The sequence below is a fragment of the Pseudonocardia sp. EC080619-01 genome, assembly GCF_001420995.1.
Taxonomy (GTDB): domain Bacteria; phylum Actinomycetota; class Actinomycetes; order Mycobacteriales; family Pseudonocardiaceae; genus Pseudonocardia.
On the sequence record NZ_CP012184.1, the window covers coordinates 5,386,953 to 5,402,751 of the forward strand.

General features: G+C 74.0%; 14 protein-coding genes. 7 read left to right on the forward strand and 7 right to left on the reverse strand.

Annotated features, from left to right (window positions below; translation table 11 throughout):
* Positions 1-19 precede the first annotated feature (19 nt).
* Positions 20-751, forward strand: coding sequence for an IclR family transcriptional regulator (locus tag AD017_RS25245; RefSeq protein WP_010233260.1), 732 nt, complete (start codon positions 20-22; stop codon positions 749-751).
* A gap of 96 nt (positions 752-847) precedes the next feature.
* Here AD017_RS25245 and AD017_RS25250 read toward each other — a convergent pair whose 3' ends face one another.
* From AD017_RS25250 to AD017_RS25260, 3 genes are read right to left on the reverse strand one after another with little or no spacing between them, the layout of a single operon-like run.
* On the reverse strand, positions 848-3,028 hold the full coding sequence (locus tag AD017_RS25250; RefSeq protein ID WP_010233257.1) for a xanthine dehydrogenase family protein molybdopterin-binding subunit: 2,181 nt from the start codon (positions 3,026-3,028) through the stop codon (positions 848-850).
* The gene (locus AD017_RS25255) at positions 3,025-3,987 is read right to left on the reverse strand and encodes a xanthine dehydrogenase family protein subunit M (RefSeq protein ID WP_010233255.1); all 963 of its coding nucleotides are present in this window, start codon (positions 3,985-3,987) and stop codon (positions 3,025-3,027) included. The genes AD017_RS25250 and AD017_RS25255 overlap by 4 nt, the downstream gene beginning before the upstream one ends.
* A complete protein-coding gene (locus AD017_RS25260) occupies positions 3,974-4,426 on the reverse strand; it encodes a (2Fe-2S)-binding protein (RefSeq protein WP_060575770.1) in 453 nt (150 codons plus the stop codon). Before AD017_RS25260 ends, AD017_RS25255 begins: the two co-directional genes overlap by 14 nt.
* A 192-nt stretch (positions 4,427-4,618) precedes the next feature.
* Here AD017_RS25260 and AD017_RS25265 point away from each other — a divergent pair, with 192 nt between their 5' ends.
* The gene (locus AD017_RS25265; protein ID WP_060575771.1) at positions 4,619-5,191 is read left to right on the forward strand and encodes a TetR/AcrR family transcriptional regulator; all 573 of its coding nucleotides are present in this window, start codon (positions 4,619-4,621) and stop codon (positions 5,189-5,191) included.
* Positions 5,192-5,198: 7 nt separating this feature from the next.
* Here the strand turns inward: AD017_RS25265 and AD017_RS25270 are convergent, their stop codons facing one another.
* Entirely contained in the window at positions 5,199-5,645 is a 447-nt protein-coding gene (locus AD017_RS25270; protein WP_033199940.1) for an Rrf2 family transcriptional regulator, read from the reverse strand.
* A 188-nt stretch (positions 5,646-5,833) separates the two neighbouring features.
* Between AD017_RS25270 and AD017_RS25275 the strand changes: the two genes are divergently transcribed.
* Together AD017_RS25275 and AD017_RS25280 are read left to right on the forward strand one after the other, a co-directional pair.
* Positions 5,834-6,958, forward strand: coding sequence for an NADH:flavin oxidoreductase (locus tag AD017_RS25275; protein WP_010233243.1), 1,125 nt, complete (start codon positions 5,834-5,836; stop codon positions 6,956-6,958).
* Positions 6,959-6,999: 41 nt separating this feature from the next.
* A complete protein-coding gene (locus tag AD017_RS25280) occupies positions 7,000-7,836 on the forward strand; it encodes an SAM-dependent methyltransferase (RefSeq protein ID WP_227012581.1) in 837 nt (278 codons plus the stop codon).
* A 13-nt stretch (positions 7,837-7,849) separates the two neighbouring features.
* On the opposite strand, the gene AD017_RS25285 is transcribed toward AD017_RS25280, so the two are convergent.
* Positions 7,850-8,557, reverse strand: a complete 708-nt coding sequence (locus AD017_RS25285) for a type II CAAX prenyl endopeptidase Rce1 family protein (RefSeq protein WP_060575772.1) — start codon at positions 8,555-8,557, stop codon at positions 7,850-7,852.
* A 129-nt stretch (positions 8,558-8,686) separates the two neighbouring features.
* On the opposite strand from AD017_RS25285, the gene AD017_RS25290 reads away from it, so the two are divergent.
* Together AD017_RS25290 and AD017_RS25295 are read left to right on the forward strand one after the other, a co-directional pair.
* Complete coding sequence (locus AD017_RS25290) at positions 8,687-9,859, forward strand: sensor histidine kinase (protein WP_060575773.1); 1,173 nt, start codon at positions 8,687-8,689, stop codon at positions 9,857-9,859.
* A complete protein-coding gene (locus tag AD017_RS25295) occupies positions 9,847-10,536 on the forward strand; it encodes a response regulator transcription factor (protein ID WP_060575774.1) in 690 nt (229 codons plus the stop codon). The genes AD017_RS25290 and AD017_RS25295 overlap by 13 nt, the downstream gene beginning before the upstream one ends.
* A 9-nt stretch (positions 10,537-10,545) precedes the next feature.
* Here the strand turns inward: AD017_RS25295 and AD017_RS25300 are convergent, their stop codons facing one another.
* A complete protein-coding gene (locus tag AD017_RS25300; RefSeq protein WP_227012582.1) occupies positions 10,546-12,507 on the reverse strand; it encodes a DEAD/DEAH box helicase in 1,962 nt (653 codons plus the stop codon).
* 474 nt (positions 12,508-12,981) lie between these two features.
* Positions 12,982-14,904 carry a S9 family peptidase gene (locus AD017_RS25305; RefSeq protein ID WP_174521770.1) on the reverse strand — a complete coding sequence of 641 codons (1,923 nt, stop codon included), beginning with the start codon at positions 14,902-14,904 and terminating at the stop codon, positions 12,982-12,984.
* Between the two features lie 170 nt (positions 14,905-15,074).
* Between AD017_RS25305 and AD017_RS25310 the strand changes: the two genes are divergently transcribed.
* Positions 15,075-15,788: a GntR family transcriptional regulator gene (locus AD017_RS25310; RefSeq protein ID WP_060575775.1), complete on the forward strand. Its 714-nt coding sequence runs from the start codon at positions 15,075-15,077 to the stop codon at positions 15,786-15,788.
* Positions 15,789-15,799: the final 11 nt, after the last annotated feature.

Below are 15,799 nucleotides of genomic sequence, written 5' to 3' on the forward strand. Positions count from 1 at the left end.
CAGACCGAGAAGGGCCCCGATGTCGTCGACCGTCCACCGGGCCACCCAGATCATCGAGCTGATCGCCGAAGGACCCCGCAGCACCGCACAGGTGGCCGAGCACTTCCAGGTCCACCCGTCGACGATCTTCCGCCAGCTCCAGACGCTCGAGCGCGCGAGCTTCCTGATCCGCTACTCGGACGGCACCTTCGCGATCGGGCCGCGCATCATCGCGATCGCCCAGCAGGCCCTGGAGAAGCTGGACCTGCGCCGGATCGCGCACGACGCCGTCCGGCGGCTGCACGAGCAGACCGGACACACCCTGCACCTGGCGCAGCTCATCGAGGGGCAGGTGCTCTACATCGACAAGGTCGAGGACGCCTCGGGCATCCGGATGTACTCGCGGATCGGGCTCCCGGTGCGGCTCAACTGCACGGGGGTCGGCAAGGTCGTGCTCGCCCAGCTCCCGGCAGCCCGGCGGGCGGAGCTGCTGGCCGACGCGGACTGGACGCGGCACACCCCCGCCACCCTGGGTCCCGACGAGCTCGACCGGGAGCTCGACCGGATCGCCGAGCGCGGCTGGGGGGTGGACGACGGCGAGCACGAGGAGTTCGTGAACTGCCTGGCCGCGCCGATCGCCGACTCCACCGGGACCGTCGTCGGCGCGCTGTCGATCACCTCGATCCGGATGGTCGCCGATCTCGGGGCGCTCCGTGAGCACCTCGACCGCCTGCTGGACACCACCCGGACGATCTCGGCCGCGCTGGGGTGAGCGGGGCGCACCGGGCCTTTCGTGATCACCCGGTCCGGCCGGACCCGGCCACCCGGCGCCGTGTCGGCGGGCGGGTGGCCGGGGACCGGTGGACGGTCAACCGTCCTCCCCGAGGAGGTCCTCGAGCATGATCGGGATGTTCCGGACCCGGACGCCGGTCGCGTCGTGGACCGCGTTGGCCACCGCCGCGGCCATGCCGACCACCCCGATCTCGCCGAGCCCGCGGGCCCCGACGGGGTTGTGGAAGGTGTCGGGGTGCTGCACGAACTCGACGTCGATCTCCGGGATGTCGGCGTTCACCGGGATCAGGTAGCCCGCGAGGTCGCCGTTGGCGAGCCGGCCGTCGCCCTCGATCTCCAGTCCCTCGTGGAGCGCGGCCGACACGCCCCAGATCATGCCGCCGAGGATCTGGCTGCGGGCCGCCCGGTCGTTGACGATCCGGCCGGCGTCGAAGACGCCGAGCATCCGCGAGACGCGGATCTCGCGGGTCCACCGGTGCACCCGGACCTCGCAGAACTGGGCGCCGAACGAGCTGAACGAGTGCTTGGTCAGCTCCTCGCCCGGGGCGGACGAGCCGACGGCGGCGACCGACGCGTGGCCGGTCGCGCGCAGCACCTCGCCGAACGTCATGCTCGCGCCGTCGCGGGTGAGCACCCGGCCCTCGGCGTAGGTGACCTCGGCGCCCTCGAACGGCCCTCCCGGTCCGGCGGCCAGCCCGAGCAGCCGGTCGAGGACCTGCGGTGCGGCGACCATGATCGCCGAGCCGACGCTGGCCGTCCCCGTCGAGCCACCGGACATCCCGCCCGCCGGCAGCTCCGAGTCGCCCAGCCGGGGTGTCACCCGGGAGGCGTCGACGTCGAGGTTCTCGGCGCCGACCAGGGACATCACGGTCAGCAGGCCGGTACCCGGGTCCGCGCCGCTGGTGGCGACCTCGGCGGTGTCGTCGTCGTGCAGAGTCACCCGGACCGACGCCGGGAACCGCAGCGCCGGGAACATCGCGGTCGCGGTGCCGACCCCGACCTGCCAGTCGCCGTCGGTCCGGTCCCGCCGCCGGCTCTCCGACCAGCCGAACCGGGCGGCACCCAGCGCGAAGCACTCGTCGAGGTACTTGCTCGACCACTGGAGGTCCTTGCCGGGAGGTGCGAGCGAGCTGTTCCGCAGACGGAGCTCGATCGGGTCCATGCCCAGCGCGACCGCCAGCTCGTCGATCGCGCTCTCCAGCGCGAAGGAGCCGGGCGCCTCGCCCGGTGCGCGCATGAACGTCGTCGGCGGGACGTTGAGCGGCACCATCTTCTGGCTGATGGCCAGGTTCGGCGTGGCGTACCACTCGCGCGAGGTGCCGTGCGAGGTCGGCTCGACGAACGAGCGGTCCATCGGGGTGCTGGACCACGAGTCGTGGCGCAGGGCGACCAGCGAGCCGTCCTTCCCGGCGCCGACCGTCAGCCGCTGCACCGTCGCCGGCCGGGTCGCGGTGGCGGTGAACACCTGCTCGCGGGTGAGCGCGGCCTTGACCGGCCTGCCCAGGTCGCGGGCGGCGGCCGCGGCGAGGAAGGCGGGCACCGACGTGTGTCCCTTCCCGCCGAAGGCACCTCCGACGTACGGGTTCACCGCGTGCACCGCCGCGTGGTCGAGGCCCAGCGCGTCGGCGACCGACGCCGCCTGCAGGTCCGAACCCTGGTTCCCGCTGTGGAGGGTCAGCCTGCCGTCCTCCCACACCGCGACGGCGGAGTGCGGCTCCATCGCGGCGTGGTTCTGCGTCGCGGTGGTGTAGGTGGCGTCGACTACGACCGGGCTCGCGGCGATCGCGTCCTCGATGGACCCGACGCCGGACGCGAGGACGGCGAGCGACGGCGGCGACCCGTCCATGGCGGGCGGTGCGTCCTCGGCGGTCGCGAGGCCGTCCTGCATCGAGGTCGACGCCGGCCGGGGCCGGTAGGTGACGTCGACGGTCGCCGCCGCGTCCCGTGCCTGCTCGAACGTCTCGGCGACCACGAACCCGACCGGCTGGCCGTAGTACGTGACCTCCGTGTCCTGCAGGGGGACCCAGGTCCGGCCCAGCATCGTCTCGGGCGTGCGCAGGGTCAGCGGCTCGAACGGCGTGTAGACGGCGACGACGCCGGGTGCTCCCCGGGCCGCGGTGACGTCCATGGCCGTGATCTCGCCGTGCGGGACCGTGCTGAGGACGACGTACCCGTACACGGTGCCGGGCGGCGTGTGGTCCGCCCCGTACCGCGCCCGGCCGGTGACCTTCAGCGGTGCCTCGAGCCTGGCGCTCATGCGGGGTCCTCCTGCATCGCCTCGAGCAGTGCGCGGACCACGGTCCGGCGCACCAGGGGGAGTTTGAACGCGTTCCCGGACAGCGGGCGGGCGCCGTCCGACGCCACCGCGGCCGCCTCCTCGAAGGACGCCTGCGTCGCGGGGGCGCCGCGCAGCGCGTCCTCCACCGCGGGCAGCCGCCAGGGGACGGTGGCGACGCCACCGACCGCGACCCGTACGTCGTCGACCCGGCCGTCGCGGACGTCGAGGGCGACCGCCGCGGAGCAGAGTGCGAACTCGTAGGACTGCCGGTCGCGCACCTTCACGTAGGTGGACCGGGTGAGGTGGTCGTGCCGGGGGACGAGCACCTCGCCGATCAGTTCGCCGGTGCGCAGGTCGTTCTCGACCGAAGGGGTGTCCCCGGGCGTGCGGTAGAAGTCGGTCAGCGCGACGGTGCGGTCACCGTCGGGCCCGGCCAGCCGGAGCCGGGCGTCGAGGGCGACGAGGGCGACCGCGAGGTCGCTCGCGTGGGTCGCCACGCACGCGTCGCTGGTGCCCAGGACCGCGTGCATCCGGTTCGCCCCGCCGATCGCCGGGCAGCCGCTGCCGGGATCGCGGCGGTTGCAGGGCACGGCGACGTCGCGGAAGTACCCGCAGCGGGTGCGCTGCATCAGGTTGCCGCCGATCGAGGCCATGTTGCGGAGCTGCTGGGAGGCGCTCAGCAGCAGGGCCCGTGCGATCACCGGGGGAGTCCCGGGGTGCGCCGCGACGTCGCTCATCCGCTCCAGTGCGCCGATCCGGAGACCGTCGGTGGTGTCGATGCCGCGCAGCGGCAGCGCGTTGATGTCCACGACCCGCTCCGGGGTGAGGACGTCCAGCTTCATCAGGTCGACGAGCGTCGTCCCGCCGGCGAGGAACGCGCCGGGGGAGTCGAGGGCGTCGTCGACGGTGCCGGGTGCGGTCAGCTCAAACGGTCGCATCGGCCCGCCTCGCCTGCTCGACCGCCGCGACGATGTTCGGGTAGGCCGCGCACCGGCAGAGGTTGCCGGACATGAACTCCCGGACGTCGGCGACGTCCTGCTCGACCGCGGCGACGGCCGACATGACCTGCCCCGAGGTGCAGAAGCCGCACTGGAGGGCGTCCTGGTCGGCGAAGGCCTGCTGCACCGGGTGCAGCTCGTCCCCGGCGGCGAGGCCCTCCACGGTGGTCACCGGTTCCCGGACCGTCGCGGCCAGGGTGAGGCAGGAGAGCACCGGCCTGCCGCCGACGTGCACGGTGCAGGCACCGCACTGGCCCCGGTCGCAGCCCTTCTTCGGGCCGGTCACGTCGAGCCGCTCGCGCAACGCGTCGAGCAGGGTCACGCCCGGCTCGACGTCCAGTCGTTCGCTCATACCATTGATGTCGAGGGAGATGTCCACTGTCTCTCTTTCCCGCGGGCCCCGGCCGGTCGCGGCCGTCGCAGGGGCCCGGTGGTGGTCGGGTGGGTGAGTGGCGCCGTGTCCCACGCTAGCGGATAGTTATCCGCTCGGCAAAGCGTGCGTGTCCCCGCACGTCCGCGGTTCTGGACTACGGTGACCCGACCAGGACGAGGAACGACCGGGCGAGGAGCGATGACGAGCGGATCGGTCAGTCACCGCCGTGCGGACACGCGTCGCAACCACGACCGGATCCTCGCCGTCGCCGCCGAGTCGATCACCTGCGGCGAGACCTCGTTCAACGCCATCGCGAAGAAGGCGGGCGTCGGTGTCGGCACCGTCTACCGGCACTTCCCCACGCGGGACGCGCTGGTCCTCGCGGTGTACCGGCGCGAGGTCCGGCACCTCGTCGAGGTGGTCCCCGGCCTGCTCGAGTCGCTCAGCCCGGAGCAGGCGTTCCGCACCTGGGCGACCGACCACCTGGCCCGCTACATGATGACCAAGCGTGGCCTTGCCGGTGCGCTGCAGGCCGCGGGCCCGTCCGGCGAGGGCGTGGCCGCCGACGCGTACGCCGCGATGGTGGAGGCGGCGTCGACGCTGGTCCGGGCGAACGTCCGGGCCGGGGCCGTGCGTGCCGACCTGGACCCCGAGACGGTGCTGCGCGGCCTCGGGGGCCTGCTCTACCTCGATCCGGACGGCGAGTGGCAGCGTCACGCCGCGGAGCTCACCGACCTGCTGTGGCGGGGGATGGCGGCCGGCGCGGGCTGAGGCGCGCTCAGGTCGTCGCGGGCTCCCGGTCGAGCCGCCGCATCTCGGCGACGGCGCCGGCGAGGGTGCGGTGCTCGAGCGACTCCAGCACCGCCCGCTCCGTCTCGGCGGTCAGCTCGGCGAAGTACCGGGCCGCGTTCCCGGTGTCCAGGCAGACGTGCTCGCTCTCCGGCCGGCATGCCCACAGCGGCTTCTCGCCCACGGCGCAGCGGTAGATCTCGGCGAGGGTGATCCGCTCCGCCGGCCGGCTCAGCCGGGTGCCGCCGGTGCGCCCCTTGGTCGACACGATCAGCCCGCCCGCGCCGAGCGGCACCAGCAGCTTGCGGACGAGGCTCGGGTTGGTGCCGAGCGCCTCCGCCAGCTGTGCGGAGCTCGTCGTGGGCTCGTCGCGCTCGGCGGCGATCGCGAGGTACAGCATCGCCTGCAGGGCACTGGAGAACCGGATGTCCAGCACGGCGGGCCTCCCCTCCACGGTCGTGGCCACAGCGTACCGGCCGGACCGGCCACGTGAGAAACTGTAATGGTCACGGTTGCACTTCGGGCGCTCATATGTATCTTTGATCAGAACACTTCGATCCGTTCCCGTCCGGACCCGCCGACGTGCCCGTGGACGGCCCCGTCATCCAGGAGCAGTGAACCGACATGTCCACGCGCGCAGCACAGATCCTCGCCCGGCCGCTCACCCTCGGCTCCGCCGAGCTGCCGAACCGGATCGTCATGGCCCCGATGACCCGGGCCTTCTCGCCCGGCGGCGTCCCCGGTGACGACGTCGCGGCCTACTACCGGCGCCGCGCCGCGGCGGGCACCGGACTGATCATCACCGAGGGCACCTACGTGGACGACCCGTCCGCGGGCGACGTGCCGACCGTGCCGTTCTTCCACGGCGAGGCGGCGCTGGCCGGCTGGGGCGAGGTCGTCTCGGGCGTGCACGAGGCCGGCGGCCGGATCATGCCGCAGCTCTGGCACGTCGGCATCACCCGCGCCCCCGGCAGCGAGCCGTTCCCGGAGGCCCCGACCGTCGGCCCGTCCGGCATCGGGCTGGACGGGACCGAGGGCGCCGGTGAGGCGCTGACGGCGGCAGGCCTCGAGCGGATCATCGGCGCGTTCGCCGAGGCCGCACGGCAGGCGGAGCGGGTCGGCTTCGACGGCGTCGAGCTGCACGGCGCCCACGGCTACCTGATCGACGAGTTCCTGTGGGAGCGCACCAACCGGCGCACCGACTCCTACGCCGGCGGCCCGGCCGAGCGGGCGCGGTTCGCCGCCGAGATCGTCGCGGCGGTCCGCGGGGCCGTCTCGCCGGACTTCCCGATCGTCTTCCGGTTCTCCCAGTGGAAGGCGGGTGACTACGCCGCGAAGCTCGCGCGGACCCCCGACGAGCTGGCCACCGTGCTCACGCCGCTCGCCGACGCCGGTGTGACCGCGTTCCACGCGTCGGGGCGGCGCTACTGGGAGCCGGAGTTCCCGGAGTCCGGTTCGGACCTGAACGTGGCCGGATGGGCCCGCAAGGTCACCGGCAGGCCGACCATCACGGTCGGTTCCGTCGGCCTGGACCAGGTCTTCGCGCCGGAGATGTTCGCCGGCGGCACCGCCCGGGCCGGGGTGGAGAGCGTCGAGCGCCTGCTGGACCGCCTGGAGGACGACGAGTTCGACCTCGTGGCGGTGGGGCGCGCCCTGCTGGCCGACCCGGAGTGGGCGCAGAAGGTGCTGGAGGGCCGGGAGTCCGAGCTCGTCCCGTTCACCAAGGACGCGCTGCAGACCCTGCACTAGTCGTGCTGCCCGGGCACCCGGGGGTCGGTACCGTCCACGTCGTGGACACAGTGGGCAGCGACGGTGATGCGCCGGTCCCGAACCTGGACGTGCCGAACCTGGCCCGGATGTACGACTACTACCTCGGTGGGTCCCACAACTTCGCCATCGACCGCGAGGCCGCGGACCGGGCCCTGCGGGCGGCGCCGCACGCCCGCACGTTCGCCCTGGCCAACCGCGCGTTCCTGGGCCGGGTCGTCCGCGGCCTGGTCGCGGCCGGGATCGACCAGTTCCTCGATCTGGGATCGGGGGTGCCGACGGTCGGGAACGTCCACGAGATCGCCCAGGCGGCGAACCCGTGGGCGCGGGTGGCCTACGTGGACATCGAGCCGGTCGCGGTCACGGCCGCTCGCCGGCTGCTGGCCGGCAATCCCCGCGCGACGATGACCCACGCCGACGTCCGTGATCCGCAGCAGGTGCTCGCGGCGCCCGGGGTCGCGGACCTGCTGGACTTCGGGCGTCCGGTCGCCGTGCTGGCCATCGCGATCCTGCACGCCCTGCCCGACGCCGACGATCCCGCCGGGATGGTCGCCGCGTACCGGGAGGCCTGCGCCCCGGGCAGCTACCTGGCCGTCTCCCATCTCGCGGCGACGAGCTTCTCCGCCGAGCAGCAGACCGTCGTCAACGAGGTGTTCGACACCACGCCCACACCCGTCACCATGCGCACCCGGGAGCAGGTCACCGGCATGCTCGCCGGGTACACGGTGCTCGATCCGGGCGTGGTGCTGCTTCCCCGCTGGCGCCCCGAACCCGGCGGGTCCGGTGACCCGCGCGAGGACGGGGACGCCAACGGCTACGGCGCGCTGGCCCGGCTGCCGGGGCCGTCACCGGACCGCTGACCGGCGGCGCCGCTCACGACAGCATCACCAGGGTCAGGGCGAGCGTCGTGCAGACGACGTGCGCGGCGACCCCCGGCCAGACGGACCCGGTGCGCCGCAGGAGCTCCGCGGCGACGAGTCCGACGACGGCCGCGGACACCACACCGATGGACGCGGTGGGCAGCAGCGCGAGGACGAGCACCGCGGCGGCGGCCGACACGACCGCGCTGCCCAGCACCCCGACGACCGCACCGTGCCGCAGCAGCGCCGAGGTCACGACCCCGCGCAGCAGCAGCTCCTGCGCCACGGGTGTGACGAGGCCGAGGACCAGCAGGCCCACGACCGTCGTGTCCGGCCGGGCCCCGCCGAGCGGGACCCCGGCGGCGCCGAGCACCGCGGTGACCGCCACGGTCAGCGCCAGCGCGGCGACCCCGGCGCCGGCGCCGGCGAGCACGGCCCGCGCGGAGGCCCGGCGGACACCGACGGCGCTCCAGGACCGGACGCGCGCCCGGGCCGAGGTGGTGAACCCGCCGAGGGCGGCGACGGCGGGCAGGGCGAGCAGCGCGATGCCGTACCAGGGCCCCAGCGCCGCGGCGTGGTCGCCGAGGATCGGTGGGATCCGGTACACCGCGATCCCCATGAGGACCAGGCCGGCGACGATCTCGCCCCAGCCGGGCCGGACGGTGGTGGTTGCCGGTGGAGGCGCGGCCGTCGCACCGGTCTGTCGGGTCCGTGTGGACATGGGACGGACGCTAGGAAGGCCGCCCGGCCGCCCGGATCGGCCGACGGGCGCCGATCCTCCGACCGAAGTCGGAGAGGACGGGCCACGAGGGGGAGGAGCGGCCCCGGCCGCGGCCCTAGGCTCGGCGCCATGGGCTGGGTATCAGGCGAGGAGCGGGCGGCGTGGCGCTCCCGCGGGACCGACGCCACGCTGTTCGTGATCGCCGTCGTGGTCACGCTCCAGACCGCCGACCGGCGCCTCGGGATGCCCGGCCCGCTGCCGGAGTGGTTCGTCCACCTCGATCTCGTCGTCGGACTGCTCTGCTGCCTCGGGCTGTGGTGGCGGCGCCGGTACCCGGTCGCACTCGCGGCGACCCTCGTCGCGGTCTGCACGTTCTCCGAGTCGGCGAGCACGGCGGCACTCGTCGCGCTGTTCACCGTGGCGGTCCACTGCTCGACGCGGGTCACGCTGACGCTCACTGTGGCGAGCCTGGCGGCGTTCGGGGTGTTCTTCGGGTTCCGGCCCGAGCCCGGGATCCCGGCCTGGGTCATGGTCGTGCTGCTGGTCACCGGGCACGCCGCCGTCGTCGCGTGGGGCATGCTCGTGCGCAGCCGCCGCGAGCTCGTCGCGTCCCTGCGGGAACGGGCCTCGGTCGCCGAGGTCGAGGCGCGCCTGCGCGCCGAACGCTCCCAGCACGAGGCCCGGGAGACGCTCGCCCGCGAGATGCACGACGTCCTCGGCCACCGGTTGTCGCTGCTCAGCGTCCACGCGGGTGCGCTGGCCTTCCACCGGACGGCGTCGGCGGAGGAGACCGCACGGGCCGCTGAGGTGATCCGGGAGAACGCCCACCGCGCCCTGCAGGACCTCCGCGAGGTCATCGGTGTGCTCCGGGCACCGGTGGGAGAGCTCCCGCTGCCCGGCGTCGCCGACATCACCGAGCTGATCGACGAGACGGACCGGGCCGGGACCCCGGTCGAGCTGCGCGACGCCCACGCGGTGACGACCGGCGGGCGGGAGGTCCCCGAGACGGTGGGGCGGACCCTCTACCGGTTCGTGCAGGAGAGCCTGACGAACGCCCGCAAGCACGCTCCCGGCGCCCCCGTCGTCGTCCGGATCGAGGGCGAGCCCAGCGACCACCTGTCCGCGGAGGTCGAGAACCGGACACCGCCGGCGCCACCGGACGTCCCCGCCGCCCCGGCCGGGTCGGGGGAGGGTCTGCGCGGGCTGGCCGAGCGGGCGACGCTCGTCGGCGGAGGGCTGGACTACGGCCCGACGGCGTCGGGTGGGTGGCGGGTCGGGATGCGGCTACCGTGGCCGGCGTGAGCACCGAGCCCGCCCCGACCGTCGACGTGCTGGTCGTGGACGACGACCCGGTCGTCCGATTCGGACTGACGATGATGCTGCGTGGTGCCCCCGACATCCGGGTGGTCGCCGAGGCCGGTGACGGCGCCGAGGCGATCGAGCTCGCCGAGCGGCACGCACCGGACGTGGTGCTCATGGACATCCGGATGCCCGGCACCGACGGGCTGACCGCGACCGAGACGCTGCGCCGGCGTCCCCGGTCCCCGCAGGTCGTCGTGCTCACGACGTTCGACGCCGACGCGCACGTCCTGCGGGCGCTGCGGGCCGGAGCGGCCGGGTTCCTGCTCAAGGACACCCCGCCCGACGAGCTCGTCCTCGCCATCCGGCACGCGGCGGCGGGGCGCCCGGTGCTCTCGCCCGAGGTCACCCGGCGGCTCATCGACCGCGTGGCCGGCGGAGGGGAGGACTCGGCCCGCGACGTGGCGCGCCGCAGACTGGCGGTGCTCGCCGAGCGGGAACGCGCGGTCGCGATCGAGCTCGGCGCCGGACGGTCGAACGCCGAGATCGCCGCCCGACACCACGTCAGCATCGCCACGGTCAAGACCCACGTCTCGGCCATCCTGACCAAGCTCGACCTGAACAACCGGGTCCAGGTGGCGCTGCTCGTCCACGACGCGGGCCTCGACCGGACGGGCTGAACCGCCCGGTCAGGTGCCGTGGTGCGCCGGTGCCTCCGACAACGCCGTCGTCAGCAGCGACACCATCGCCTCGAGCTGGATGTCACCCGACGAGTCACCGTCGTCCTCGATGCCGTCGAGGGCCTGGTCGGCCAGCCCGGCCTTGCCGTCGATCAGCTCGGCGATCCGCGCGTCGATCGTCTGCGCGGCGATGACCCGCCAGGCGGTGACCGGCGCGGTCTGGCCGATGCGGTGGCAGCGGTCGATGGCCTGGGTCTGCTCGGCGGCGGTCCAGGACAGCTCCGCGAGCACGATGTCCGACGCGACCTGCAGGTTGATCCCCACCCCGGCCGCGGTGAGCGAGCAGACCGCGACGGCGACGTCCGGGTCGTTCGTGAACGCGTCGATGTTGCGCTGGCGCGCGGCGGCCGTCTGGTCACCGCGGATCGAGGCGAACCGCATCCCCTGCCGGGCGAACAGCTCCTCGGCCGTGTCCATCACCTCGACGTGCTTGGCGAAGAAGACGACCTTGCCGGCGCTGCGGGCGAGCTGGGCCGCGTAGTCGGCCGCGAGCCCGCCCTTGGCCCGGCCGATGCGGCGCATCGTGCCGAACACGTTGTCACCGCTCGGGGAGGACAGCGCGTCCTTCTGCTCCCACCGCGCGACCTGGCGCACCAGGTCGTGGTCGATGCCGTCGACGACCGCGCCGGACCGCCGGTTCGCGAGGGCGTCGGAGTAGCGCTCGACCATGCGCCGGGCGAGATCGCGTTCGGCCGCGCGGATCGACCGGCCGGCGGGGCCGTCGAGCTCGACGGGCAGGTCGGCGATGCGCCGCGCCGGGATGTCGGCGGCGACGTCGATCTTGCGCCTGCGGACGATGCCGAGATCGACGACGCACTGCCGGGCCGCGGCGTAGAAGCGCGGGTCGGCCGGCGTCAGCCCGGTCGCGGTCAGGGCGTTCATCAGGTCGGGCAGCGGCTTCTTCCCGTCGATCCAGCCCAGGAACTGCCAGATGGCGAGGAAGTCCTCGATGTCGTTGATCAGCGGGGTGCCGGTGAGGGCCATCAGCAGCGGGCGCGGGGTGAAGGCCCGGATCCGCTCGGACAGCTCCAGGACGTGCTGCGAACGCTGGGAGGTCTTGTTCTTGATGAAGTGCGCCTCGTCGATGACCATCCCGCGGAACCCGAAGCCGCCGAGCCACCCGACGTGCCGGTCGAGCACGTCGTAGTTCACGACGACGACGTCGGCGAACCCGTCGATCGAGTCGCCGTCGCCGTAGATCACGGTGGCGGGGTGCCGCGGCGTCCAGCGCTCCGCCTCACGCACCCAGTTCGTCTTCACGACGTTGGGCACGACGACGAGCAACGGGTAGGCGTCCGCGGCCTCCGCGGCCAGCAGCGCCTGGGCGGTCTTGCCGAGCCCCGGCTCGTCGGCGAGCAGGAAGGTCCGGTGCCCGTCCGCGGCCGCCGCGACCAGCCCGGCCTGGTGGGGCATGAGGTCCACGCGGCTCCGCGCGGGCCGGTCGTCCGGCTCGGGGAGGGACATGCAGGCCGAGGCACCCGTCCCGGCGCGCTCGAACGACCGCAGCAGCGGGTCGAGCAGCTCCCAGCCGGTGAGCGGGGTGGGGCGGGTCGTGCTGGGCCGGGCGGCCGACAGGTCGGGTGCGAGGAAGGGGTTGGCCATCTGCCGCGACACGACCGACTGCGGCACCACCCCGGGCCTGCTCGCCGTGACCGTGGGCTCCGGGGGCGGGACGACCTCGGTGACCGTGCTGTCGGCCGGTTCGACGCCGGCCTCGCGCAGCACGTCCCGGGTGAGCGCCCGCGCCTCGTCGGAGACGACGGCGTCCTCGCTGAGCAGGGCCAGAAGCCCCGCGTCGCGGACGGGCGGTCGACGCCAGCGTCCGCGCCAGCTCGTCGAGCCGCTTGAGCTGCTCGGACCGGCGCGCCTCGGTGGTCTGCCCGTCGGCGAGGATCCGCGCGCGCCCGTCACGCAGCAGCAGGGTCACCGCCTGGAACTTCGTGCGGGTCGCGGGCGTCACCCGGCTGTTCCGCAGCGCGGCCTGGACCTCGCGGACGGACCGGGCGAGCACCGTCATGACGTCGCTGCGCTCACCGCCGTGGTCGCGCCCACGCCTGCGGGACTTCGGGGACTTCGGTGTGTCCTGGCGAGCCCTGGTCTGGGGCCTGCCTCGTCGAGCCAACAACTTCTCCTTCGCCGAGCCGGCAGGGCGGCCGAGCCGGCCCCACCGCGCAGGGTGCTGCGATCGGGTCACGAGCATCGGGGAATGCCGAGCGCGCCCCGAGACGTGTCCGGGACCTGCTGGGCGATCACGTCCGTGGCTTTCGTGCCTGCCGGAGCGCGTCGTCGTGCCTCCGGCCGGATGCGCCAGGTGTCCCGTGACCCGATGATATCCCGGTCCGCCGCGGAGCGCGATCGGCACGGCCCTGCGGCGGGTCGCGGGGGTCAGCCGGCCGCGGCCCGGCGGCCCCCGAGGTGCTCGGCGAGGTGCCGTTCGATCGCCCGGTGCAGCATGACCTGGTTCTCCGGGTTCTCGAAGCCGTGGCCCTCGTCGCCGGCCACGAGGTACTCGACCGGGACGCCGCGCTCGCGCAGCGGGGCCACGATGTTGTCGGACTCGGCCTGGACGACGCGCACGTCGTTCGCACCCTGCGCGACGAGCAGCGGGGTGCGGATCCGGTCGACCATGGTGATGGGGGAGCGGCGCCGCATGTCCGCCAGCTGGTCGGGGTCGTCGGGGTCGCCGACGTAGCGGATCCAGTTGTTGGTCATGTTCGCGCGGACGAACGGGGGCAGCGTGGCCAGGAAGTTGGCCAGGTCGGAGATGCCGACGTAGTCGACGGCGGCGGCGAACCGGTCCGGGGTCACGGTGACGCCGACGAGTGCGGCGTAGCCGCCGTAGGAGCCGCCGGCGATCGCGATCCGGGCGGGGTCCGCGTACCCCTGCGCGACGGCCCAGTCGGCGGCGTCGATCAGGTCGTCGTGCATGGCGCCGGCGAACTCGCCGACCGCCGCGGTGAGGTGCCGGCGCCCGTATCCGGTGGAGCCGCGGAAGTTGACCTGGAGCACGGCGTAGCCGCGGTTGGCCAGGAGCTGGACGGTCCGGTTGTAGCCCCAGGTGTCGTGCATCCACGGTCCGCCGTGGACCAGGAGCACCAGCGGCAGGCCCTCCGGTGCGACGCCGACGGGCAGGGTGAGGAACGCGTGGAGCGGGAGGCCGTCGCGGGCCGGGAACCGGACCGCTGCCATCGGCGCCAGCCCGGCCGGGTCGAGAGCCGGGGCGCCGCCGTCGAGCCGCCGGGCGTCGCCGGTGGTGTGGTCGTAGAACCAGGTGGTCTGCGGCTCCCGGTCGTGCAGGAAGGTGACCAGCCAGCGCTGCTCGTCCAGGTCGGAGTGGACCCAGCCGAGCACGCCGTCGGACAGCGTCTCCAGCGCGGCCTGGATCTCGGCGAAGTGGGGGTCGACCGGCACGATCCGGGGCCGGTCCCCGGTGAACCGGGCGGCGACGACCTCGCCGGTGCGACGGCTGACGAACACCGTCGGCGGCAGGGCGTCCGACGCCGCGCTCAGGGTGTCGAGGCTGTGCCCCTCGACGGCGGCGAGCACGGTCTGCTCGCCGGTCGTGCGGTCGACCCGGAGCAGCCGGAGGTCGTCGGAGTCCTGGTAGTCGCCCACCAGGGCGGCGCTGCCGTCCGGCGTCGGGACCGCGAAGACGCCCATCGGGTGCTCCGGCCCGCCGGCCCGGTGGACGACGTGCCTGCTGCCGGTCTCCGGGTCGGCGGCGGCGAGCTCGTAGGTGCCGTCGGCGTCCTGCGACACGAACCACGACGCCCGGCCGGTCCGGTCGACGAGGAAGGTCTCGGCCGGATCGGTCCGCTCCACCAGCGGGGTCCACTCGCCGGTCGCGACGTCGATCCGGAACACGTCGACGTAGAGCGGGCGCGGGTTCATCCACGCGATGACGGTGCCGGGCACCGTGGTCTCCGGGTCGGCGGCGAACACCCGCGACCCGGGATCCATCGGGGTCAGGTCGACGGCCGGCTCGTCGGGGGCGTCGAGGTCGACGCGGTGCAGGTGCCAGTCCTCGTTCCCGTCGGTGTCCTGGAGGTACAGCAGCCAGCGGGGGTCGTCGGTCCACAGGTGGGTGGTGATCCCGCGGCGGGTGTCGTGGGTGACGCAGACGGCGTCGTCGTGGGTCTCGTCGATGCCGCGGACCCAGACGTTGCGGCGTCCGTGCGCGGGCGCGAGGTAGGCGATCCGGGTGCCGTCGGGGGAGAGCGACGGGCTGCCGAACTCCGGGTCGGCGAAGAAGGTCTCGATGTCGATCAGTGCCGGCTGCTGCCCGGTCGGGCGTCCGGTCACGGTCATGGTGTGCTCCCCGGGTGTCGGTGTCGGGGTCCATCGGACACCGTGCCGCTACGGCACACTCAAGTCCCGCTCCCCGTAGTCGCCCGATCTCGTCACACCACGGCGGGCCGGGCGATCCCGGGCTGCGTCGTGCGGCGCCGCGGCCACCTCTCGCCGGTAGGATCGTCGCCGTGGCACGAGCAGGGAAGGAGCAGCTCCGCGGGAACGTCGCGAGCGCGATCCGGGACCAGATCATGGCGCGGACCGTGCACCCCGGTGACACGCTCCGGCTCGGGCAGCTGGCCGAGCAGCTCGGCGTCAGCGTGACCCCGGTGCGTGAGGCCCTGCTGCTGCTGTCCCAGGACGGGTGGGTGCGCCACGAGCCGAACCGGGGGTTCCGGGTCGCGGCCATCCGGCGCAAGGACGTCGAGGACACCTACCTGATGTGGTCGACAGCGGAGGGCGAGATCGCGGCGCGCGCCGCCTCCCGCGCGACCGCGCGGGACGTGGACTACCTGCGTGAGATCGACCGGCGGATCCGCGGTGCGGACCCGGACGACGGGCACCTCGCCACCGAGCTCAACTCCACGCTGCACCACTACGTGTCGGTGATCGCCGACGCCCCGAAGCTGGACTGGTTCGCGCGGGCGGCGAGCAGGTTGGTGCCGTTGCAGTTCCCCGAGAACTTCCACGTGGTGCCCGGCTGGTCCGAGGTCAACCGCACCCAGCACGCTCCGTTGATCGACGCCCTCGCCGCCGGCGACGTCGACGCCTCTCGGGAGCGGACGGCTGCGCACTTCGCCGGGACCGGTGAGCTGCTCATGCGGTGGCTGGACTCGCTGGAGTTCTGGGGCGAGCCGGACATGCCGCAGGCGCCCCGGAGCCCGGGGCGCCTGGCGGGCTGAGCCGGCCCGGG

Bases quoted from the DNA above. Each gene is read 5' to 3' on its own strand.
- AD017_RS25245 (WP_010233260.1), top strand. From the start codon at position 20: ATGTCGTCGACCGTCCACCGGGCCACCCAGATCATCGAGCTGATCGCC.
- AD017_RS25275 (WP_010233243.1), top strand. From the start codon at position 5,834: ATGTCCACGCGCGCAGCACAGATCCTCGCCCGGCCGCTCACCCTCGGC.
- AD017_RS25290 (WP_060575773.1), top strand. From the start codon at position 8,687: ATGGGCTGGGTATCAGGCGAGGAGCGGGCGGCGTGGCGCTCCCGCGGG.
- AD017_RS25285 (WP_060575772.1), bottom strand. From the start codon at position 8,557: ATGTCCACACGGACCCGACAGACCGGTGCGACGGCCGCGCCTCCACCG.
- AD017_RS25265 (WP_060575771.1), top strand. From the start codon at position 4,619: ATGACGAGCGGATCGGTCAGTCACCGCCGTGCGGACACGCGTCGCAAC.
- AD017_RS25305 (WP_174521770.1), bottom strand. From the start codon at position 14,904: ATGACCGTGACCGGACGCCCGACCGGGCAGCAGCCGGCACTGATCGAC.
- AD017_RS25255 (WP_010233255.1), bottom strand. From the start codon at position 3,987: ATGCGACCGTTTGAGCTGACCGCACCCGGCACCGTCGACGACGCCCTC.
- AD017_RS25250 (WP_010233257.1), bottom strand. From the start codon at position 3,028: ATGAGCGCCAGGCTCGAGGCACCGCTGAAGGTCACCGGCCGGGCGCGG.